Here is a 20665-nt window from a genome sequence, read left to right on the forward strand (position 1 = left end):
CGACGGACTGTCGGTACGCTTCGCGGAGAGCGGGGATGGGTCCCAGGACGCCATCTTGCTGAGCCCCTGGCCGGAGAGCGTGTTCGCGTTCGCGCAGTCCTGGGCCCAACTGGCCGAGAACACACATCTGGTGGCTGTCGACCCGCCCGGATTCGGTCAGTCGGAACGCCGCGAGGCACTGATGAACCCAAAGGCGATGGGCGAGTTCGTCGTCCGCGTCGCCGATGCCTTCGAGCTGGGGAATCCGCATCTCGTCGGCCCCGACATCGGCACGTCGTCGGCACTGTTCGCGGCGGCCTCTCAGCCTGGTCGGTTTCGTACCGTGGTCGTCGGCAGCGGAGGCGCAGCCGTTCCTCTGCAACTCGCGGGCCCACTCAAGGAGTGGGTTGAGGCCTCCGATCTGGAACCGTACCGACAGATGGACGGACGCCAGGTCGTCACGGCCACACTCGCGACCATCGAGGGGTACACGCCGTCCCCCGAAATCCGGGATGACTATCTCTCCTCCTACGCGGACGACCGCTTCTTCAGGACGATGAGCTATGCCCGCAGCTATCCCGAACTGCTTCCCGTTCTGGGCGACCTGCTTCCGGACATCCATACACCGGTGCGTATTGTCGCGGGCAGCCAGGACCAGGTCGTGCCGCCGGTCAACGCCGAGTTCCTGCATGACCGACTGCCCCGCAGCCGCGTGGACTTCATCGACGGTGCTGGTCACTTCTGCTGGGAAGAGAAACCTGACGAGTACGCCGCGCTCGTCACCGACTGGTGGAACGAAGGCCACGCATCCGTGTGACGATCTCGATGCCCAGCGCGGCCTCGCGCGTCCGACAGCCCTCTCGGCCGGAAGGGACGGGGCCGGTGTTTAATCGGATGTGCGTGCGGCGCAAGGTTGTTAGGTTCACCGTGTGCCGAAGTTGAATCAGATCATCGCAGTCGAAAAGGGCGTCAAGTCCAAGGCCCTCCAGGAGCTCACCCAGGCTCACCAGGACGTGCAGAAGCCCGCCCTGCTGGCCGGCATCTCCCGGACCTACCAGCCCAAGGACGAGGAGGGCGAGCAGTTGCCGCCCGAGTCCACGCGGGTGCAGATCAAGGCCGAGGACGCTCTGCGGGCGACCGCCGGGACGCTGACGCGGCTCTTCGACGTGACCGCGACGAAGGACTGGGCGAACCGGTCCGCGGTCGCGGACGTGGTGGTCGACGGTACGGTGCTGTTGCCCCAGGTGCCCGTCCCGTACCTGTTGTTCCTGGAGAAGCAGCTCACCGACCTGCACACCTTCGTGCGCAAGCTGCCGGTGCTCGATGCCTCCGAGTCGTGGAATCTGGACCCCTCGACGGACTCGTGGAAGACGGACCCGGTGCGGACCATCCGCACGAAGAAGGTTCCGCGCAACCACGTGAAGGCCGAGGCCACGGAGAAGCACCCGGCGCAGGTCGAGGTGTACTACGAGGACGTCCCGGTCGGTTACTGGACCACGGTGAAGTTCTCCGGCGCGCTGCCCGCCCGGCGGGTCAACGAGCTCCTCGACCGCGTCGAGAAGCTCCAGCAGTCCGTCAAGTTCGCCCGCGAGGAGGCGAACAACACCGAGGTCACCGACCAGCGGGTCGGCGACGCGGTATTCGGCTACCTCTTCCGGTAGCCCCCACATACGCCCTCCGTCGCGAGCGGAGGGTGCGCGATGAGCGCAAGCTGAAACTGATGTTGAAGCTGATGAAGGGGTGTCAGTTGGGGGTTCGAATCCCTCTCCCCGCACCACGTGCGGGGGTGGCCCAAGCCTGGCAGAGGCGGCCTCGTGAAACTCAGATTCTCGCTCCAGTCTCAGTATTCGCCGCCGATCACCGGATCGACCGAGCGCGGGCGAACATCGACGGATGGGGGTTCAAGTCCCTCCGGCGCCTCTCTCGTGGCGCTGTAGTTCAAAGGCAGAACACGTCGATCTCAACATGACCCGCGGTTCTTAAACGCCGCCGGTGTGCGCAAATGGGTGGCAAGCTGGAGCCCGGGAGCTGGACATGCTCCCGGGCTCCGTCACGTTCCGGCGCGGTGACGCTCACCGAAGTGGCCACCACCTTGTCCGAGACAATCGGCCGCACCGTACGTTACGTACCGCTGTCGAGGCGCGATTACATCACCGAACTCGTGGAACAGGGAGTGCCGGCCACCGACGCCGAAGCGCTCGCCAACGTGGCCGAGTCGCCCAGCCTGGGTAAGGACGCGTACGTGTCCGACGGGGTGCGGCGCGCACTCGGCCGCGCACCACGGACTTTCGCCGAGGCGATCCAGGAGGTGCGGCCCTTCGCCTCGTGAACCACGGAAGCGGGCTCACCGGCCCGTCTCCTGAGCCGCCGGGGAAGTAGGGCGCCAGCCCAGGTCGGGGGCGATCAGGTGCCGTACGTCGTGCAGGATCTGTTCGTACTCCTCGCGATGGAACTCGTACGGCAGCTCCAGACGCAGCTCCGACACCTGCGCGAGCACGGGGTCCGCGGTCAGTTGCTCCAGGATCTGCTCCGCGGTACCCACGACGTCCGGCGCGAACAGGAACCGTTTCCCGCCCAGCGCTGCCAACGTCTGCGGCTTCAGGGTGCGTTCGCGCCGACTGGCCGCGTAGTCCCGGTAGCGGGCCCGGGTGAGCGTGTCGGCGCTGTCGAGCGGCACGATCACCCGCCCGAGTGCCACTCGCGCCGCCGGCCGGCCGTCGCCCAGGCAGCGCCGGTACTCCGAGAGCAGGTTCAGCTGGGCGGTGGTGAAGTCGTCGGTGTCCTCGCCGGAGACGATGTTGCCGGACAGGAGGCTGAGACCCTGCTCGGCGGCCCAGCGGACCGACCGGGGGCTGCCTCCGCCGTACCAGATCCGCTCCACCAGACCGGGGTTGTGCGGCTGCAGCCGCGGTCGCTGGACGTTGCCGGGCGAGTGGATCACGGTGTCAGGGCCGCCGAGGTAGTCGCCGCGCAGGTTGTCGACGAGGCGGGCGATCCTGCCGTACGACAGGTCGAAGCCGCGCCAGTCGCCGTCGTACACCAGGTCGCCGAGCAGGTCGGCGTGTGGCATGCCGGTGCTGAAGCCGATCTGGAGGCGGCCCCGGGACAGCACATCGGCCAGGGCCAGGTCCTCGGCGAGGCGGAAGGGGCTTTCGTAACCGATCGGGATGACCGCCGTACCGAGCTCGATCCGCTCGGTGCGCTGGCCGGCCGCGGCGAGGAACACGGCGGCCGAGCCGACGCCGTGTTCGAGGTGGCGCTGGCGGATCCAGGCGCCGTCGAAGCCCAACCGCTCGCCGTACTCGAAGAGTTGGAGTGTCTCCTCCAGGCCGGTGTACGGGTCGTCGTCGGCGAAGTTGCCCGGGGCAAGAAAGGCCAGTGAGGTGATGGTGGGTGTGCTCATGCGACCGTGGTCCTCAGCTCGTGGTGGTTTGGGCGGCGGGGGCGGGGAACCGGCCGCCGGGGATCGCCGCGAGCAGTTCGCGGGTGTACTCGTGGCGAGGGCGGGTGAACAGTTCATCCGGCGGGCCTGTCTCGACGACGCGGCCGGTCCGCATGACGGCGACCTGGTGGGCGATCTGCCGTACGACGGCCAGGTCGTGCGAGATGAAGAGGTACGCCACCCCCGTGTCGGCCTGCAACTCGGCCAGCAGGTCCAGGACTTGGGCCTGCACGGACACGTCGAGCGCGGAGACTGGCTCGTCGCAGACCACCAGGTCGGGGGAGAGGGCGAGGGCGCGGGCGATGGCCACGCGCTGTCGCTGACCGCCGGACAGTTCAGCCGGGCGGCGCTCCAGGGTCGCGGCGGGCAGGGCCACCCGGTCGAGGAGTTCGCGGGCCCGGACGAGCCGGGAGGCGCGGTCGCCGACCCGGAAGGCGCGCAGCGGTTCGGTGATCACCTCGGCGATGGAGAAGCGGGGGTCGAGCGAGGCGTAGGGGTTCTGGTAGACGAGCTGGGCGCGGCGGCGCAACTGCCTGGCCCGGGTGCCCTTGGCGGTGGTGACATCGGTGCCGTCGAAGAGGATCCGTCCGGCGGTCGCGTCGGCGAGGCGGAGGACCAGGCGGGCGGTGGTGGACTTGCCCGAGCCCGACTCGCCGACCAGGGCGAGGGTCCGGCCCCGTTGGAGGGTGAGGCTGACGTCGTCGACGGCGCGCAGGGTGCGGGGTCCGTCCCCGGTGCGGGGCAGCCTGAACTCCTTGACCAGGTTGCGGACTTCGACCAGGGGCGCGCTCTCCGCCTCGGTGATGGAGGCCGGGGTGCGGGGCCGGGCTGTGGTCAGGCTCGGGGCGCTGGACAGCAGGTGCCGGGTGTAGTCGTCCTGTGGGCCGGCCAGGATGTCACGGGTGGGGCCCGCCTCGACGACCTTGCCCTGGGCCATCACCACCAGCCGCTGGGCCCGGTCGGCGGCGACCCCGAGGTCGTGGGTGACGAGCAGGACCGCGGTGCCCGACTCCTCGGTGAGGCGCTGAAGGTGGTCGAGGATGACCCGCTGCACGGTGACGTCGAGCGCGCTGGTGGGCTCGTCGGCGATGATCAGTTCGGGCCGGGCGGCGATGGCGATGGCGATCAGGGCGCGTTGCCGCATTCCGCCGGACAGTTCGTGCGGGTACTGCAGGGCCCGGACGGCCGCGTCGGGCAGCCCGGCCCGGTTCAGCACGGCGACCGCCTCGGCGGGAGCCGATCGGCGGGTCGCCAGACCATGGATGCGCAGCACCTCGGCGACCTGGTCGCCGATCCGCTTGACCGGGTTGAGGGAGACGGCCGGATCCTGCGGGACCAGTCCGATCCGTGCTCCGCGTACGGTGCGCAGTTCCGCCTCCGACAGCGTGGCGAGGTCGTGCCGGCCGAAGCGGACCGTGCCCGCGTCGATACGGCCGTTCGCGGCCAGGAGCCGGGTGACGGCGTGCGCGGTCGTGCTCTTGCCGGAGCCGGACTCGCCGACCACCGCCGTCACCTGTCCCGGCCATACGTCGAGGTCCACGCCGCGCACAGCCTCGACCGTGCCGCCCCGGGTGCGGTACGACACCGAGAGGCCACGTATCTCCAGCAGTGGTGCGGTCACGTCGTCACCGTTCTCACGTTCGTCTGTCATCGCTGTCGGGACCATTCGCCGTCCAGCGCTCGGGCGATGCGGTTGGTGGCCAGCACGGTCGCGGCGATCGCCAGCCCGGGGAGCGCGGTCAGCCACCAGGCGTTGGCGAGGTAGTTGCGGCCGTCCGAGATCAACGTGCCCCATTCCGGGGCCGGCGGGGGAGCGCCGTAGCCGAGGAAGCTCAGGGCCGACACGGCCAGGATGGAGGCGCCGAAGTCGAGGGTGGCCAGGACGATCACCGGGCCCGCCGCGTTGGGCAGCACGTGCCGGCCCAGCACCGAGTACCAGCGGGCCCCGCTCGCGCGCGACGCCTCCACGAACACCGCCTGCCGCACCCGCAGCACCTCCGCGCGCGCCACCCGCGCGAACGCGGCGACGCTGGCGATGCCGACGGCGACCGCCACCTTCACCGTGCCGTAGCCCAGCGCCGTGACCAGTGCCAGGGACATGAACAGGGCGGGTATGGACAGGAGTACGTCGACGAAGCGCATGAACACGTCGTCCACCCAGCGGCCCACGAACCCGGCGACCACCCCGAGCAGCCCGCCGATCACGAACGCGACCAGTACCGCGATCAGCGTTGCCTTCAGGGACAGTTGGGCGCCGTGGACGACTCGCGAGAACACATCGCGGCCCAATTCGTCGGTACCGAACCAGTGACTGCCGCTCGGACCGCGGAAGTTCGCCGACGGCACGCCCTTCAGCGGGTCCTGTGAGGTGAACAGGCCGGGCCGGAACGAGGCCAGCACCACCAGCACGAGGACGACCACCGACAGCAGCAGACCCGGGCGGCGCACCAGGAAGCGCAGCAGCCGCCCCGCGTCCACGCGGCGTCCCGGCTCCGGCCCCGAACCGGCCTCGACCGGGCGGGCCGGTCCCGGCGCCGCTTCGGCCGGGTCGTCGACAAGGCTCTGGCTCATGCGAGTGCCGCCCTTCCGCGCGAGGCCACCACGATCCGCGGGTCCAGGAGTGGATAGACGAGGTCGATGACCAGGTTCGTCGTCACAAAGATCAGCGCCCCGAACATGACCACTCCTTGGACCAGCGGGATGTCCTGAGCCGTGACCGCCGCCGCGGTGACGCGGCCCAGGCCGTCGCGGGAGAACACCGTCTCGACGACCACGGAACCGGCGATCAGCTGCCCCACCAGCAGGCCCACGACCGTCAGCGCAGGCAGGGACGCGTTGCGCAGGGCATGCCGCAGATGGATTCGCCACCGGCCGGCGCCCTTGGCCCGCGCGGTCTCCACATACGCCTGGTCCAGTGCGGTGAGCAGGCTCTTGGCGAGCACCTGGGCTATCTGCGCGCCGGTCGGCACCGCCAGCGTCAAGGCCGGCAGCACCAGCCCCTTGAGTCCGTCGTTGCCGAACGCGGGGAACCAGCGCAGCCGGAAGGAGAACGTCTCGACCAGCAGCAGCCCCACCCAGAACGTCGGGACGGACACCCCCAGCGGCGGCAGAGACAGCAGGAACTGCCGCAGCCAGCGCCGGGTGGTGCAGGTCGCCAGCACCGCCAGACCGCCGCCGAGTACCACCGCGAGCAGCAGGGCCGCGCCGGTCAACTGAAGTGTCTGCGGCAGGGCGTCGGCCAGCGTCGAGGTGACCGGGCGGCCGGTGGACACCGAGTCACCGAAGTCCCCGCGCACCGCCCGGCCGAGATGGTCGGCGTACTGCACCAGCACCGGCTTGTCGAAGCCGTACTCGTGCCGCAGGGCGGCGATCTGCTCCGGGTCGACCTGTCCCGAGTCCATCCCGGCACCGGCCATCGCCGTGACCGGGTCGCCCGGCAGATAGTCCAGCACCAGGAACGAGACCGTGTACGCCGCCCACAGCACACCGACCGCCTGGGCGAGCCGTTTGATCACATAGCGGCGCATGCCCTAGCCGATCCAGGTGTCGTGCAGCTGGAGCCGGCTGGAGGCGTCGAAGTTCAGGTCGTGCACCCGCTTCGACACACCCAACTGGGTCTGGAGCTCGACGACCGGCACGTAATAGGCGTTACTCACAATCAACCGCTGTGCCTGGCCGATCAGTTGCTTTCGCTTCGCGGTGTCCGTGGTCGCGGCCTGCGCGGTCAGGGCCGTGTCCAGTCCGCTCGTCGGTACGCGGTAGAAGTTGGCCAGCCCGGTGGAGAAGGAGCTGCGCAGGATGTCCGGGTCGGCACGGGTGACGTTGCCCCAGGCCGCGTCGTAGTCGCCCGACTGCAGTGTCGGCGTGAGCTGGGTGAGCTGGAGCTGGTTGAGGGTCACCTGGACGCCGACGGCCTTGAGTTGCTGCTGGATCAGCTCCAGCGCGGGCTGGTTGGTGTCGGCGTTGGGGATCCAGTTGATGGTCAGACCGAGCTTCTTGCCGTCCTTGGTGCGGATGCCGTCACTGTCGGCTTGCCAACCGGCCGCGTCCAGCAGGGGCTTGGCCTTGGCCGCGTCGGACGTCAGGTCCGGGGCGAGGCTGGTGTAGTCGGGTGTGGTGTGCGCGAGGATGCTGGTCGCCGGCCGGGTGCCGGTCGGGAACACGGTGTCCGCGATCTGCTGCCGGTCGATGGCGTACAGGATCGCCCGGCGCACCCTCGCGTCCTTCAGGATCGGCCGTGAGTTGTTGAGGCCGAGACCGAACACGACGCCCGGGTTGGCCCGTCGCTGGAGGGAGACCTGGCCGCCCTTGAGTGCCGCTTCGTTGGCCTTGCCGACGCTGCTGATCGCGTCCACCTGACCGGACTGGAGACTGCCCGCCCGTACCCCCGCCTCCGGTACGACCTTGAACACCAGCTTGTCCAGGTACGCCTCGCCCTTCTTGCTCCACCGCGAGGAGCCCCAGGCGTATCCGGTGCGCTTGGCGAGGGTGAGCGACTGGTTCTGCACATATCGCTTCAGCACGAACGGCCCGGATCCGATCACCCCGTCTCCGCACTTCTGCTGCGGGGTCCTCCGCACGCTCGCCGAGGACTCGATGCCGAGCGAGTGCGTCGAAGTGGCCTGCAGGAACTGGGCGTTGGGCTGCCCGAAGGTCACCTTCACGGTGAGCGGGCCGGTCACCGCGGTGCTCTTGACGCCGCTCAGATAGCCCTGCGCGAGGGTGCCGAGCGCACCGAGCCGGGGCACCGCGTCGAAGTTGTCCTTGACCACCTGAGCGGTCAGCTTCGAACCGTCGCTGAAGCTGACGTCCGGGCGCAGCCGGAAGGTGAACGCCGTGGCGTCGGGGCTGACGTCCCAGCTCTCCGCCAGCCACGGCACGATCTTGCCGGTCCTGGGGTCCTGGTCCGTCAGGGAGTCCACGATCTGGCGCACCGAATAGATGGTCTCGTTGCTGGCGACCTGCTGTGGATCCAGGCAGCCGGCGTCCGAGCCCACCGCGAAGGTCAGGGTGCCGCCGGACTCGGGCCGCCCGGTGCCGCTGCCGGAATCGCCTCCGCCGGAGCCGCAGGCGGTCAGCAGAACACTGGTGGTCACCAGGGCGGTCAGTGCCGCCCACCGGGTGGATCTGACATCGGGAAGCGTCGTCACGGAGGGCTTCTCCTACTCGTGTCACCAGGCACGGACGCCGTGCGAGGCATGGCCGTGCGTGGGCGTATGGCCCCGGCCGGAGCGGTGCCGGTGCCGGGGGAGTGCTGTTGAGCCAGGGGACGCTCTGCGGGGCAGTCGGACCGGACCGGGTCCGGTTCAGGAACCGCCGCGCTCGCGCGGGATCTTCTGGCCGGCCTCGATGGCCACCGACAGCCGGTTCTCGGCCGGGGGCAGCGGGCAGGTGGCCAGGTCCGTGTAGGCGCAGGGCAGGTTGGCGGCGCGGTTGAAGTCCAGAACGACCGTGCCGTCGGCGGCGGGTGCCTCCAGGGCCAGGGCCCGGTTGGCGGCGTAGGTGGTGACGCCGGAGGTCGCGTCGGTGAACAGCACCATCAGCCGGCCCGCGCCATGGCCGGGGAACGCGGTCAGCGACAGCGGACGCCCGTCCAGCTCGAACTCGACCCTGCCCGGAGCGTCGTACACATGCTCAAGGCCCTCGACCGCGGCGCCCACGGTGGTCGGCCGTGGCGTGTCGAAGGGAATGTAGCGGCCCCTCACGGCCCAGCGCGGGTGGGGGTCGTAGGCGGGCGTTCCGGTGAAGGCCGTGCGCAGCGGTGCGTCCGGGTGCCGGGGTCGTACGATGTCGTGCCCGCCGCGCCGGGCGACCTCGATGACGGCGTCGCCCCAGACGGCGTCGACGCCGCCGCGCTCCGGAAGCACGCCGAAGCGGTGTTCACCGCGCACCGGCGTTCCGCCGACGATCAGTTCCTCGCCGTAGTCGAGGTCGACGACGACCCCCTCCGGGCCGGTGCGCCACGCCCCGGGCGCGTCCGGGAACCGCTGGGGCCGGTCGTCGAGCCAGTGCAGTCCGGTGATCGCGAGGAATCCGTGCGGGGCGGCGAGCCGGGCCTCCTGGGCGCGGTACCACTCCTGCCAGGTCTCGGTGAAGGCCTGGAGGTCCGTCGTGGTGGCCTCGGTGGGCATGGGGAATCTCCTTCGTGACGGCTTCTTGTCAGTCGTGTGTACTCGGTCATGAGCGGAACGGCCGGTCCGGCGCTCAGCCCACCCGCCGCCGGTCCGGCGCGGACCGGTGGGTGAGGGGTTCGCGCAGACCGAGGTTCTCGCGCAGGGTGGTGCCGGTGTACTCGGTGCGGTAGATCCCGCGTTCCTGCAGTTCAGGGACGAGCAGGTCGACGATGTCGTCGAGGCCGTCGGGGATGAGGTGGGGCGTGACGTTGAAGCCGTCGGTCGCGCCGTGCCGCACGAAGTAGGCGAACTTGTCGGCCAGGCCGGACGGGGTGCCGACATGCCCGCGCTGTGGGCCGAGCGCGATGACGGTCTCGCGCAGCGACCAGCCGTTCGCCTCCGCCTTCGCCCGCCACTCGGCCACGACCGCACGCGGGTCGGCGATGCGCCGGGCACCGAAGGAGCCGTCGTTCTCACTGACGACCGGATCTTCCTTCGGCAGCGGCCCGTCGGCGTCGCGGTCGGAGAGATCGATGCCCCAAAGCGGCCCGGCGATCCCCAACGCCGTGGCCGGGGTGACCTGTTGGAGACGGATCCAGCGCTTCTTCTCCTGGGCCTCCTCCTCCGTGGCGCCGAGGATGATCTCGGTGCCGGGCAGGATCCGCAGATCGTCGTCGGGCCGTCCGACCGCCCGCAGCCGGCGCCGGATGTCGTCGGCGAAGGCCAGCGCGTCGTCGAAGTCGCTGCCGTGCGCGGAGAAGATGACGTCGGCGTTGCGAGCGGCGAAGTCGCGTCCCTCGCCGGAGTCCCCGGCCTGGAAGATGACGGGGTGACCCTGGGCGCTGCGCGGCAGGGTCGGGGCGAGGTCGACGTCGAACTGCGGTCCCCTGTGGCGCACTTGGTGTGCGCCGCCGGGCGCCGACCAGGCGGGCGCGCCGGCTTCCGGCGCGAGGGTTCCGTCCTCCCAGCCGTTCCAGAGCGCGCGGGCCACGGAGAGGAACTCCTCGGCGCGCCGGTAGCGGTCGGCGTGGTCGAGGTAGCCGCCGCGCCGGAAGTTGGCGCCGGTCCAGGCGTTGTCCGTGGTCACCACGTTCCAGCCGGCGCGGCCCTCGGAGAGGAGGTCGAGGCCGGACAGGCGGCGGGCCAGATCGGCGGGTTCGTTGAAGGTGGTGTTGGAGGTGGAGACCAGACCGATGCTGCGGGTGACCGCGGCCAGCGCCGCGAGCTGGGTGATGGCGTCCGGTCGTCCGGCCACGTCCAGATCGTGGATCTTGCCGTCGACCTCGCGCAGCCGGAGGCCCTCGCCGAGGAAGAACGCGTCGAACAGGCCGCGTTCGGCGGTCCGGGCGACCCGTCGGAAGGAGGCGGGGTCGATCTGGGAGCCGCTGTCGGGGGCGGACCAGATGGTCCAGTGGTTGACGCCCTGGAAGAACACTCCGAAGTGGAGCTGGGCGTGCGGTCTGGGGACGTCGAGGGGATCGCTGAGGGTCATCGGGCGTCCTCCTGGGTGGCCACGGCCGCGGCCGTGAAGCGATTGGCGGGGCGCTCCAGACCCAGGGCCGAGCGCAGAGACGTGCCGGGCAGCGGACGGGCGACGAGGCGTCGCCCGGACAGGGCGGGCAGGACGAGGCGGGAGAGGACGGCCAGGTCCTCGTCCAGTACCAGCGGATGCAGTCGTACGCCGTCGACGTGACGGCTCAACTCGACCAGCACAGATACGAGTTGGTCAGCGGTGCCGATGTGCCGCAGCCTTCCCCGGTCGCTCCAGGCCGTGTGCCGTTCCAGGTCGGCGACACGCTCGGCGGCCGTGGCCCCCGGGGTGTCCAGCGCCACCTCGACCTCGGCGAGGACGCGGGGCGTACCGGCGGCGGCAGCGGCCGTGGCGACCGACGCCAGGTCGCGCCCCTCGACGAGAGCGACGTCGAGTTGTGCGGCGGGAATCCGGTCGGGCCGTCCCAGGACGACGAGTTGGCCCTGGGGCGGGCGCGGCACGATCGCCGGACCCTTGACGGCATAGGTCTCACCGGTGAAGTCGATGTAGTGGAGCCGTTCGCGGTCGAGGTAGCGGCCGGTGGCCACGGAACGGATGACCGCGTCGTCCTCCCACGAGTCCCACAGGGCGCGGGCCACCTCGACCCCGTCACGGGACTCCCGGGCCCGCGCGCCGGTGTCGGCGACCAGTGGGCGCCCCCAGGCACGGGCCGCCTCGGGACGTTCCTCCTCCGTCACCACCCACCCGGCGCGACCGGCGGAGATATGGTCCAGGGCCGCCAACTGGCTGGAGACATGGAAGGGTTCGGCGTACGTCACCGGGACGACGGGCGCGATTCCGATGGTGCTCGTGGACGCCGCGACGAAAGCCGCCCGCTCCACCGCGCCGATACGGCCCACCGGATCCGGTGCGGCGCCGGGAGGCAGCACGCCGTCGTCCAGGGTGAGCAGGGTGAACCCGGCGTTCTCGGCGATGGCGGCGACACGGGCCACGCGGCGAGGTGTGAGCAGCTGACCGGGGGAGTGGGCGGCGCGGCGCCAGGCCGCGGGATGGGCGCCGTCGCCGTCGATCTCGACGGCGAGGTGCAGGGCGGGACCGGACAAGGGGGTTCCTTCCGGGAAACACGATGACTCGCGGCCACAGGGCCACGACGAGACAGCCGGCCCGACGGCCGGCGGTGATCAGACGTGTACGGAAGGACAGACGGCGGAGGAGGTACGGCAGTAGTCGACATGCCGCCGGGTGATGAGCCGCGCGCCAGACGCCGCAGGCCAGGCGGGACTTCGAAGGCACGGCCTGGTGCACGTACCACGCGATGCCGCGTCCGGAACGTGCATCAAAGCCTCCACCCGTGAAGGAACTTTCCCTTTCAACGTACGTCGCCCGCCCCCGTGAGTGTCAAGGTCCACCCCGGCGGAGGGGCGCGGTCGGCCGGCTGTCCGGCCGCCGTCCGCCGGGGCGTTCGGCGGTGCGGGACGGCCCTCTTGACGCCGGTGTCGGTGGGGCCGACACTCACTGGAGAATCCTAGTAAATAGGTAGGGAAATATGAGGCGCTTTGATCCGGTCACCGTCCGAGTGAGCCGTTCGCCTCTTCTGACCTCCCGGCGTCATATCGATCTGCTTCGTGTCTGCAGCGCGGTCAGCCCCAAGGGCTGAACTCCGCCTGCCCCGCGTCCACGGCGTCCCCTGGAACGCCGCGCCCGCCCTCCGCACGGACGACGGGAATCCGGCAACACACCCCAGCCCGACATCGCTTCCGCCGCGCGTACGTCTGCGCCCGCTCCCGGGGAGAGTCATGACCGTCACACCGCTGGCTGCCCGCCCGTCCCTCCGGCCCGAGCCCGCCTTCCGGGGCCGGATCGGCCCGGACGCGCGCAGCGGCCACTACGCCGTTCCCGGCCGCTACCGCCTGCATCTGTCGACCACCTGTCCCGACGGCCTGCGCATCGCCGTCACCCACGGCCTGCTCGGCCTGGACACCGTCTGTCCGATGACCGGACTGCCCGCCGTGCCCGACTGTCCCGATGGCGGCCACTCGGCCCTGCGCCCGCTCTACGAGGCCAGCGCCCACAGGTACCCCGGCCCCGCCGTCGCTCCGGTGCTCAGCGACGACTGGTCCGGACGGATCGTCAGCACCCACGCCCCGGACATCATGCGCGACCTCGCCCGCCGCTTCGGCGGCGGCGGTCCCTCGCTCTACCCTTGCGGCGCGGAGCCGGAGATCGAGGCCGTGGAGCGGATGTGCGCGCGGGGCATCGAGGAGGCCGCCCAGCACGCCGGTTCGGCCGGTGGGGAGCAGGCGGAGCGCGACACAGCACTCGGGACGCTGCTGGAGACCCTGGACGCGCTGGAGCACCGGCTCGTCGGGCGCACCTACCTGATCCGCGACGAAATCACCGCAGCCGATGTCGAGTTGTGGGTCGCGCTGGTCCAACTCGACACCGTGCACCGCGACCACCTGGACGCCTCCGCCGTCCGGCGCATCGCCGGCCATCAGACCCTGTGGGCCTACGCCCGCCGGCTCGCCGCCCACCCGGCCTTCGGCGGCCACCTCGACCTCGACGGCATCGAACGCCGTCACCACGCGCGCTGCCAGGGCCTGGAGGCCGCCGGAGCGGCGGTCCAGATCCTCGACTGGGCCGCGCACTCGTCCCCTTAGCCGTTCCACCTGGTGGACCGGCGTTGACATTCGTTCGGGCGGATGTCTTAACTACGGCCCAGAATGGTCATGAGCGTCAGCGACAAGCCCTGGCTTGCTGACCGGCAACCCCGCACCGCAGGGGGTGCCCCAGGTGACGACCGGACCGGATGACACTTCGGTAAGCGCCAGGCCCACACAGGGCCGAGACAGTGACGGTGACGCCATGTACGCAGCTCCCAGGACGGCGACACGCCGCCCGCAGGGCTGCGTACAGCCGTACCCGAACATCCTCGTCGCCGATCGCGCCGTCGATCTGCTTCGCGTGAACAGCGCGCTGTGTACCGCACCGGGCCGTGCCCGCTGTCGGGGCTGACCTCTCCCCGCAGCCTCGATCCCCTGACGAACACCGCGCTCGCGGTGTGCCGTCGTCCTCCCTGCCCCTGGTACCTCGCCGTGGCATCCGCCGCCGCACGCCGGCGCGCTGTCCGTGATGTCCGAACCAGCCGGAGCCCACCATGAGTGAACCCCCTGGCGCCACCGTCACCCTCCCCGAGGCGCCGACCGACGACGAACCGTCGAAAGCCTTCACCGCCCAGCGAGTTCTGCCGTTGCGGCGGCCGGGACGCTGGATCGGCACCGCGGTCGTGCTGGTCCTGGTCGCCCAGTTCGTGCACGGGCTGGTCTCCAACCCCTTCTACCAGTGGGACCGCTGGAGCTACTGGTTCTTGCGCCCCACCATCCTCGACGGCCTGCTGATCACCCTCGAAGTCACCGCCTACAGCGCGGTGCTGGGCCTGCTCGGCGGCATCGTGCTCGCCCTGGCCCGGCTCTCGAAGAGCCCGGTGCTGCGCGCGGTCAGCTGGACCTATGTCTGGGCCCTGCGCTCCATCCCGCTCATCGTTGTGCTGATCCTCCTCTACAACTTCAGTGCCCTGTACGAGACGTTGAGCGTCGGCATTCCCTTCGGCCCGGCCTTCTTCTCCTTCGACGAGTCGAGACTCGCCACCGACATGGTCGTCGCCGTCATCGGCCTCAGCCTCAACGAGGCCGCCTACGCGGCCGAGGTCGTCCGCGGCGGCATCCTCTCCGTCGACCAGGGCCAGCACGAGGCGTCCGCGGCGCTCGGCCTGCCGAAGTCCTACCAGTTCCGGAAGATCGTCTTTCCGCAGGCGCTGCGCTCGATCGTCCCGAACTACGTCAACCAGCTCATCGGCCTGATCAAGGCCACCTCGCTGGTCTTCTACGTCTCCCTGCTGGACCTGTTCGGTTCCGCGCAGACCATGGGCTCCACCTACCCCGGCGACATCGTGCCGCTGCTGCTGGTCGTCACCGTCTGGTACCTGATCCTGACCAGCGTCGTCTCCGTCATCCAGTTCTACGTCGAGCGGCACTACGCCCGAGGTGCCACCCGCGGCCTGCCGCCTACGCCGCTGCGGAAGCTCCGCACCGGTCTCACCGACCTGCGCGTCCGCATCCGCCGGGAGGCCGCCGTATGACCGCCAAGACGCTCGACGCCCTGGCGGATGCCGACGCCGCCGCCGTCGAGGTGCACGGTGTGCACAAGTGGTACGGCACCCACCGGGTGCTGGACGGCATCGACCTGACCGTCCGTCCCGGCGAGGTCACCGTCATCCTCGGCCCCTCCGGATCCGGCAAGTCCACCCTGCTGCGGGTCATCAACCACCTGGAGAAGCCCGAGATCGGCTACGTCAGCGTCAACGGCGAGCCGATCGGCGTGAAGCGGCAGGGCAAGTGGCTGAAGGAACTGAGCGAGCGGGCCATCCTCACCCAGCGCGGGCGGATCGGCTTCGTCTTCCAGAACTTCAACCTGTTCCCGCACCTGACCGTCCTCGACAATGTGGCCGCGGCCCCCGTCGCCACCGGCCGGCTGGGCAAGCCCGAGGCGCGGCAACTCGCCCGCCAACTCCTCGGCCGGGTCGGCCTCGCCGACAGGACCGGCGCCTACCCGCGCCAGCTCTCCGGCGGTCAGCAGCAGCGCGTCGCCATCGCCCGAGCCCTCGCCCTGCGCCCCGGCGTCATCCTGTTCGACGAGCCCACATCCGCCCTCGACCCCGAACTGGTCGGCGAAGTCCTCGCCGTCATCAGGGATTTGGCGACCGGTGGCACCACTCTCGTCATCGTCACCCACGAGATCGGCTTCGCCCGCGAGATCGCCGACCGGGTCGTCTTCATCGACGGCGGCAAGATCATCGAGCAGGGTCCGCCCTCCGAGGTCCTCGACAAGCCCCGGCACGAGCGGACCAGGGACTTCCTCAGCAAGGTCCTCTGACCCGCCGCGCCCCCGACCTCCCCCACGCCACCCTCATCACCTCCAGCGACAAGGAATGGCCATGCCTACCCACTTCACCCGACGCGGCCTGATACGCGGCATCACCGCGGCGACCGCCGTCGCCTCCCTGGCCACCGGGCTCGCCGCCTGCGGGGGCGACAGCGACGCGGCCACCTCCACCGACACCGCCGCCAGGACCGGCGAGGTCGTCATCGGCCAGGTCTCCAACGGCGCCGCCCGGCAGACCACCATCAAGGTCTCCGAGGTCACGTCCATCAGCGCCGAACTGCCCGCCGCTGTCAGGAAGAGCGGCAAGCTGGCGATCGGCGTCGGCGCCCTGCCGGCCGGCTTCCCGCCCCTGGCTTACGTGGGCAGCGACCAGAAGACCCTCACCGGTGCGGAACCCGACCTGGGCCGACTGGTCGCCGCGGTCCTCGGTCTCACGCCCGAGGTGAAGAACTCCACGTGGGAGAACCTCTTCGTCGGCATCGACAGCGGCAAGGTCGACGTGGCGTTCACCAACGTCACGGACACCGAGGAGCGGAAAACGAAGTACGAGTTCGCGTCCTACCGGCAGGACAACCTCGCCTTCACCGTACCGAAGAAGAGCACCTGGAACTTCGACGGCGACTACGGGAACCTCGCCGGCAAGACGGTCTCCGTGGGCTCCGGCACGAATCAGGAGAAGATCCTCCTGGAGTGGAAGGCGAAGCTGGCCAAAGAGGGCAAGAAGCTCACCGTCAAGTACTTCCAGGACAGCAACAGCGTCTATCTCGCCCTGTCCAGCGGCAAGATCGACGCCTACTTCGGCCCCAACCCCGGCATCGCGTATCACAACCGCCAGGTTGCCGATACGCCCAACGCCACGCGTACCGCGGGGACTTACTCAGGCGCCGGTGCGAGCCTCCAGGGCCTGATCGCGGCCACGGCGAAGAAGGGCAGCGGCCTCGCCGAGCCGGTCGCCGACGCCATCAACCACCTGATCAAGAACGGTCAGTACGCCGAGTGGCTCAAGGCCTACAACCTCTCCAACGAGGCCGTCGCCACGTCCGAGGTCAACCCGCCCGGACTGCCGCTGGACAACTCCTGACCCGCCATCGGCCGGGGATCCCGTCGTCGCCCCGCGGCGGGATCCCCACCCCATGTCCCCAGCACCGGAGCCGTCACGCGATGTCCGTCGCCAGCCTCGAAGCCACCTCTTCCCACGTCCTCGACAATCCCGCCTGGGCCGCGCTCACCGGCCCGCACGCCCACTTCGCCGAACGCGTCGGGCGTGCGGCCCGCTATCCGGGCGACGTGGCCCCCTTCCACGCCGTCACCGACGAGGACGACCCGCGCGCCTGGGCCGACCTGGCCACGCTCGTCGGGCCCGGCGGCAGCGCCGCGGTGAGCGGCGCGAGCGGACCGCCGAACGGCTGGGAGCGCGTCCAGACAGGCCAGGGTGTCCAGCTCGTGGACGCCGGGCTGCGGGCTGAGCCCGACCCCGAAGCCGTACGGCTCGGCCCCGCCGACGTACCCGAGATCCTCGATCTGGTCGCCCGCACCCAACCGGGCCCCTACCTGCCGCGCACCGTCGAGCTGGGCACCTACCTGGGCATCCGCCACCGCGGCCGACTGATCGCGATGGCCGGTGAACGGCTGCACCCGCCCGGCTGGACCGAGATCAGCGCCGTGTGCACCGACCCGGACCACCGCGGCCGGGGCCTGGCCACGCGCCTGGTCCGTGCCGTCGCGGCCGGCATCAGGGAACGCGGCGAGCAACCCTTCCTGCACGCTGCCGCGACCAACACCGACGCCATCCGGCTGTACGAGTCGCTCGGTTTCACCCTGCGCTGCCACACGGTCTTCTGGCTCGTGCGGAACACCGGAGCCGTCGCCGCGGAAGAAGCGGCATGCCGCTCCTGACCCTCCCCGGTCTTCGGCCGGCGGACCCCATCTCGCCGCCAGGTCCTGTCCGCGAAGATCCACCGGACAGGACCGCGTCGGCCGCCGTTCGCCCCGTTCAAGCGGGTCGCCGTTCTCGTCGGATCTCCTGGAAGGCATTCAGCCGTGTCCCCTTCTCCGCTGCACCTCGCCGTCGCCCTCGAAGGCACCGGCTGGCATCCCGCCTCCTGGCGCGAGCAAGTCGCCCGCCCCCGGGACCTGTTCACCGCCGGGTACTGGGCCGACCTGGTCACCGAGGCCGAGCGCGGGCTGCTCGACTTCGTCACCTTCGAGGACGGGCTCGGCCCGCAGTCCTCGCACTACGGCGAGCTCGACGGCCGCACCGACCAGATACGCGGACGCCTCGACGCCGTACTCACCGCATCCCGCATCGCACCCCTCACCCGGCACATCGGTCTGGTGCCGACCGTCATCGCCACCCACACGGAGCCGTTCCACATCTCCAAGGCGATCGCCACCCTCGACTACGTCAGCGCCGGCCGGGCCGGTCTGCGGGTGCAGATCTCCGCCCGTCCGCACGAGGCCGACCACTTCGGCCGACGCACCTTCCCGCCGCTGAACCTGGAGGAGCTGCGGACCCCTTCCGGCCAGGAGCGGTTGACCGACCTGTTCGACGAGGCCGCCGACTACGTCGAGGTGGTGCGCCGGCTCTGGGACAGCTGGGAGGACGACGCGGAGATCCGGTCCGCCGCCACCGGGCGTTTCATCGACCGGGACAAGCTGCACCACATCGACTTCGAGAGCAGGCACTTCAGCGTCCGCGGCCCGTCCATCACACCGCGCCCGCCGCAGGGCCAGCCGTTGGTCACGGCCCTCGCCCACCAGACCGTCCCGTACCGGCTGGTGGCCCGCCAGGGCGACATCGGCTACGTCACCCCGCACGACGCGGACCAGGTCCGGGCGATCGTCGCCGAGATCCGCGCCGAACAGGAGGCTGCCGGGCGGGCGGACGAACTCCTGCACGTCTTCGGGGACTTGGTTGTCCTCCTGGACGACGACCAGGCCGCGGCGGAGGACCGGCGCGCACGGCTCGACGCGCTCGCGGGGGAGCCGTACACCAGCGACGCCCGGATCTTCGCCGGTACGTCCGCCCAACTTGCCGATCTGCTCCAGGAGTTCGGCGAGGCGGGGCTGAGCGGCTTCCGGCTGCGGCCCGCCGTCGCCGGGCACGACCTGTCGGCCATCACCCGCGACCTGGTCCCCGAACTCCAGCGCCGGGGCGCCTTCCGTACCGCCTACGAGGCCGACACCCTCCGCGGCCTGCTGGGTCTGCCCCGCCCCGCCAACCGCTACGCCGCTGTCACCGCCTGAGCCGGAAGGACCCTACCGACATGACCAGCGAGCCGCTGAAGCAAATCCATCTGGCCGCGCACTTCCCCGGTGTCAACAACACCACCGTGTGGAGCGACCCGAAGGCCGGCAGCCATATCGAGTTCAGCTCCTTCGTCCACTTCGCACAGACCGCCGAACGCGCCAAGTTCGACTTCCTGTTCCTCGCCGAGGGCCTCAGGCTGCGCGAACAGGGCGGGCACATCTACGACTTGGACGTTGTCGGCCGCCCCGACACCTTCACGGTCCTCGCCGCCCTGGCCGCCGTCACCGAGCGTCTGGGCCTGACCGGCACCATCAACTCCACCTTCAACGAGCCCTACGAGGTGGCCCGCCAGTTCGCCAGCCTCGACCACCTCTCCGGCGGCCGTTCCGCCTGGAACGTCGTCACCTCCTGGGACGCCTTCACCGGCGAGAACTTCCGGCGCGGCGGGTTCCTGCCGCAGGAGGAGCGCTACTCCCGCGCCAAGGAGTTCCTGGCCACGGCGAACGAGCTCTTCGACTCCTGGCACGGCGACGAGATCGTCGCCGACCGGACGACAGGTGTCTTCCTGCGGGACACGAAAGCCGGCTCCTTCGTCCACTCGGGTCAACACTTCGACATCCAGGGCCAGTTCAACGTGCCCCGCTCACCGCAGGGACGCCCTGTCATCTTCCAGGCCGGCGACTCCGAGGACGGTCGCGAGTTCGCCGCTTCGGGCGCCGACGCTGTCTTCAGCCAGTACGCCTCGCTCAAGGAGGGCCAGGCGTTCTACACGGACGTCAAGAACCGCCTTGCCAGATACGGCCGTTCCCACCGCGATCTGCTGATCCTGCCCGCCGCCACCTTCGTGCTCGGCGACACCGATGCCGAGGCGGAGGAACTGGCCAGGGAGGTGCGCCGGCAGCAGGTCAGCGGTGCTACCGCCATCAAGCACCTGGAATTCGTCTGGAACCGGGACCTGTCGGCGTACGACCCGGAAGGACCGCTGCCCGGCATCGACCCGGATGTCAGCGACGACCACATCTCCAAGGGCCGAGCCCAGGTGCGCAGGTACCGCGACCCGCTGGCCACCGCACGCGAATGGCGCGAGTTGGCGGCAGCCAACAACTGGTCCATCCGCGACCTGGTCATCAACACCGGCAACAAGCAGACCTTCGTCGGCTCCCCGGAGACCGTCGCCAGGACCATCAACGACTCCGTCCAGGCGGATGTGTCCGACGGCTTCATCCTCGTCCCGCACATCACCCCCGGTGGACTCGACCCCTTCGCCGACAAGGTCGTGCCGCTGCTGCAGGAGCAGGGCGTCTTCCGTACCGAGTACGAGGGCACGACCCTGCGCGACCACCTCGGCCTCGCGCACCCGGACGATGTCCGGGGCGAGCGGGCGGCGTCGTGAAGCTCATCGCCATCACCCTGATCGCGGTCGGCGCGGGCACGGCCGGCATCCACGT

The 20665-nt window shown here is 70.4% G+C and carries 19 protein-coding genes and 1 riboswitch; of the genes, 11 read left to right on the forward strand and 8 right to left on the reverse strand.

Annotated features, from left to right (window positions below; genetic code table 11):
* Window positions 1-79: 79 nt before the first annotated feature.
* The 3 genes from ACFWV8_RS24085 to ACFWV8_RS24095 all read left to right on the forward strand — a co-directional run bounded on the left by ACFWV8_RS24085 (window position 80) and on the right by ACFWV8_RS24095 (window position 2308).
* Window positions 80-796 carry an alpha/beta fold hydrolase gene (locus tag ACFWV8_RS24085; RefSeq protein WP_384206528.1) on the forward strand — a complete coding sequence of 239 codons (717 nt, stop codon included), beginning with the start codon at window positions 80-82 and terminating at the stop codon, window positions 794-796.
* Window positions 797-908: 112 nt separating this feature from the next.
* On the forward strand, window positions 909-1640 hold the full coding sequence (locus ACFWV8_RS24090; protein WP_006376607.1) for a hypothetical protein: 732 nt from the start codon (window positions 909-911) through the stop codon (window positions 1638-1640).
* A 404-nt stretch (window positions 1641-2044) separates the two neighbouring features.
* Window positions 2045-2308, forward strand: a complete 264-nt coding sequence (locus ACFWV8_RS24095) for a hypothetical protein (protein WP_384206531.1) — start codon at window positions 2045-2047, stop codon at window positions 2306-2308.
* A gap of 15 nt (window positions 2309-2323) precedes the next feature.
* On the opposite strand, the gene ACFWV8_RS24100 is transcribed toward ACFWV8_RS24095, so the two are convergent.
* The 8 genes from ACFWV8_RS24100 to ACFWV8_RS24135 all read right to left on the reverse strand — a co-directional run bounded on the left by ACFWV8_RS24100 (window position 2324) and on the right by ACFWV8_RS24135 (window position 12129).
* Window positions 2324-3382: an LLM class flavin-dependent oxidoreductase gene (locus tag ACFWV8_RS24100; RefSeq protein WP_384206534.1), complete on the reverse strand. Its 1059-nt coding sequence runs from the start codon at window positions 3380-3382 to the stop codon at window positions 2324-2326.
* A 13-nt stretch (window positions 3383-3395) separates the two neighbouring features.
* Complete coding sequence (locus ACFWV8_RS24105) at window positions 3396-5087, reverse strand: dipeptide ABC transporter ATP-binding protein (RefSeq protein ID WP_384206539.1); 1692 nt, start codon at window positions 5085-5087, stop codon at window positions 3396-3398.
* Window positions 5069-5992 carry an ABC transporter permease gene (locus ACFWV8_RS24110; protein ID WP_384206542.1) on the reverse strand — a complete coding sequence of 308 codons (924 nt, stop codon included), beginning with the start codon at window positions 5990-5992 and terminating at the stop codon, window positions 5069-5071. The genes ACFWV8_RS24105 and ACFWV8_RS24110 overlap by 19 nt, the downstream gene beginning before the upstream one ends.
* Entirely contained in the window at window positions 5989-6948 is a 960-nt protein-coding gene (locus ACFWV8_RS24115; protein ID WP_384206545.1) for an ABC transporter permease, read from the reverse strand. The genes ACFWV8_RS24110 and ACFWV8_RS24115 overlap by 4 nt, the downstream gene beginning before the upstream one ends.
* A gap of 3 nt (window positions 6949-6951) precedes the next feature.
* On the reverse strand, window positions 6952-8571 hold the full coding sequence (locus ACFWV8_RS24120; protein ID WP_384206550.1) for an ABC transporter substrate-binding protein: 1620 nt from the start codon (window positions 8569-8571) through the stop codon (window positions 6952-6954).
* A gap of 156 nt (window positions 8572-8727) precedes the next feature.
* Window positions 8728-9552 carry a DUF1684 domain-containing protein gene (locus ACFWV8_RS24125; RefSeq protein WP_384206553.1) on the reverse strand — a complete coding sequence of 275 codons (825 nt, stop codon included), beginning with the start codon at window positions 9550-9552 and terminating at the stop codon, window positions 8728-8730.
* A gap of 73 nt (window positions 9553-9625) precedes the next feature.
* Window positions 9626-11026 carry an NtaA/DmoA family FMN-dependent monooxygenase gene (locus ACFWV8_RS24130; protein ID WP_384206561.1) on the reverse strand — a complete coding sequence of 467 codons (1401 nt, stop codon included), beginning with the start codon at window positions 11024-11026 and terminating at the stop codon, window positions 9626-9628.
* Window positions 11023-12129, reverse strand: coding sequence for an LLM class flavin-dependent oxidoreductase (locus tag ACFWV8_RS24135; RefSeq protein ID WP_384206567.1), 1107 nt, complete (start codon window positions 12127-12129; stop codon window positions 11023-11025). Before ACFWV8_RS24135 ends, ACFWV8_RS24130 begins: the two co-directional genes overlap by 4 nt.
* 443 nt (window positions 12130-12572) lie before the next feature.
* Here ACFWV8_RS24135 and ACFWV8_RS24140 point away from each other — a divergent pair, with 443 nt between their 5' ends.
* From ACFWV8_RS24140 to ACFWV8_RS24175, 8 genes are all read left to right on the forward strand, one after another.
* Window positions 12573-12683 carry a putative leader peptide gene (locus ACFWV8_RS24140; RefSeq protein WP_384206570.1) on the forward strand — a complete coding sequence of 37 codons (111 nt, stop codon included), beginning with the start codon at window positions 12573-12575 and terminating at the stop codon, window positions 12681-12683.
* A 139-nt stretch (window positions 12684-12822) separates the two neighbouring features.
* Complete coding sequence (locus ACFWV8_RS24145) at window positions 12823-13686, forward strand: glutathione S-transferase C-terminal domain-containing protein (RefSeq protein WP_384206572.1); 864 nt, start codon at window positions 12823-12825, stop codon at window positions 13684-13686.
* 65 nt (window positions 13687-13751) lie between these two features.
* Window positions 13752-13859, forward strand: a riboswitch (SAM riboswitch).
* A 324-nt stretch (window positions 13860-14183) separates the two neighbouring features.
* Window positions 14184-15164, forward strand: coding sequence for an amino acid ABC transporter permease (locus tag ACFWV8_RS24150; RefSeq protein ID WP_384206575.1), 981 nt, complete (start codon window positions 14184-14186; stop codon window positions 15162-15164).
* Entirely contained in the window at window positions 15161-15958 is a 798-nt protein-coding gene (locus ACFWV8_RS24155; RefSeq protein ID WP_384206578.1) for an amino acid ABC transporter ATP-binding protein, read from the forward strand. Before ACFWV8_RS24150 ends, ACFWV8_RS24155 begins: the two co-directional genes overlap by 4 nt.
* 61 nt (window positions 15959-16019) lie before the next feature.
* Window positions 16020-17048: a transporter substrate-binding domain-containing protein gene (locus tag ACFWV8_RS24160; RefSeq protein WP_384206583.1), complete on the forward strand. Its 1029-nt coding sequence runs from the start codon at window positions 16020-16022 to the stop codon at window positions 17046-17048.
* Between the two features lie 80 nt (window positions 17049-17128).
* Window positions 17129-17863: a GNAT family N-acetyltransferase gene (locus ACFWV8_RS24165; RefSeq protein ID WP_384206586.1), complete on the forward strand. Its 735-nt coding sequence runs from the start codon at window positions 17129-17131 to the stop codon at window positions 17861-17863.
* 144 nt (window positions 17864-18007) lie between these two features.
* Window positions 18008-19213 carry an LLM class flavin-dependent oxidoreductase gene (locus tag ACFWV8_RS24170; RefSeq protein WP_384206588.1) on the forward strand — a complete coding sequence of 402 codons (1206 nt, stop codon included), beginning with the start codon at window positions 18008-18010 and terminating at the stop codon, window positions 19211-19213.
* Window positions 19214-19233: 20 nt separating this feature from the next.
* Window positions 19234-20610 carry an NtaA/DmoA family FMN-dependent monooxygenase gene (locus ACFWV8_RS24175; protein WP_384206591.1) on the forward strand — a complete coding sequence of 459 codons (1377 nt, stop codon included), beginning with the start codon at window positions 19234-19236 and terminating at the stop codon, window positions 20608-20610.
* Window positions 20611-20665: the final 55 nt, after the last annotated feature.

The sequence above is a fragment of the Streptomyces sp. NPDC058665 genome (assembly GCF_042714995.1).
Classification (GTDB): domain Bacteria; phylum Actinomycetota; class Actinomycetes; order Streptomycetales; family Streptomycetaceae; genus Streptomyces.

Excerpts from the sequence above, each read along its gene's own strand:
- ACFWV8_RS24165 (WP_384206586.1), top strand. The coding sequence starts at position 17,129 with ATGTCCGTCGCCAGCCTCGAAGCCACCTCTTCCCACGTCCTCGACAAT.
- ACFWV8_RS24105 (WP_384206539.1), bottom strand. The coding sequence starts at position 5,087 with ATGGTCCCGACAGCGATGACAGACGAACGTGAGAACGGTGACGACGTG.
- ACFWV8_RS24130 (WP_384206561.1), bottom strand. The coding sequence starts at position 11,026 with ATGACCCTCAGCGATCCCCTCGACGTCCCCAGACCGCACGCCCAGCTC.
- ACFWV8_RS24150 (WP_384206575.1), top strand. The coding sequence starts at position 14,184 with ATGAGTGAACCCCCTGGCGCCACCGTCACCCTCCCCGAGGCGCCGACC.
- ACFWV8_RS24100 (WP_384206534.1), bottom strand. The coding sequence starts at position 3,382 with ATGAGCACACCCACCATCACCTCACTGGCCTTTCTTGCCCCGGGCAAC.
- ACFWV8_RS24160 (WP_384206583.1), top strand. The coding sequence starts at position 16,020 with ATGCCTACCCACTTCACCCGACGCGGCCTGATACGCGGCATCACCGCG.
- ACFWV8_RS24145 (WP_384206572.1), top strand. The coding sequence starts at position 12,823 with ATGACCGTCACACCGCTGGCTGCCCGCCCGTCCCTCCGGCCCGAGCCC.
- ACFWV8_RS24175 (WP_384206591.1), top strand. The coding sequence starts at position 19,234 with ATGACCAGCGAGCCGCTGAAGCAAATCCATCTGGCCGCGCACTTCCCC.
- ACFWV8_RS24115 (WP_384206545.1), bottom strand. The coding sequence starts at position 6,948 with ATGCGCCGCTATGTGATCAAACGGCTCGCCCAGGCGGTCGGTGTGCTG.
- ACFWV8_RS24155 (WP_384206578.1), top strand. The coding sequence starts at position 15,161 with ATGACCGCCAAGACGCTCGACGCCCTGGCGGATGCCGACGCCGCCGCC.
- ACFWV8_RS24110 (WP_384206542.1), bottom strand. The coding sequence starts at position 5,992 with ATGAGCCAGAGCCTTGTCGACGACCCGGCCGAAGCGGCGCCGGGACCG.
- ACFWV8_RS24140 (WP_384206570.1), top strand. The coding sequence starts at position 12,573 with ATGAGGCGCTTTGATCCGGTCACCGTCCGAGTGAGCCGTTCGCCTCTT.
- ACFWV8_RS24125 (WP_384206553.1), bottom strand. The coding sequence starts at position 9,552 with ATGCCCACCGAGGCCACCACGACGGACCTCCAGGCCTTCACCGAGACC.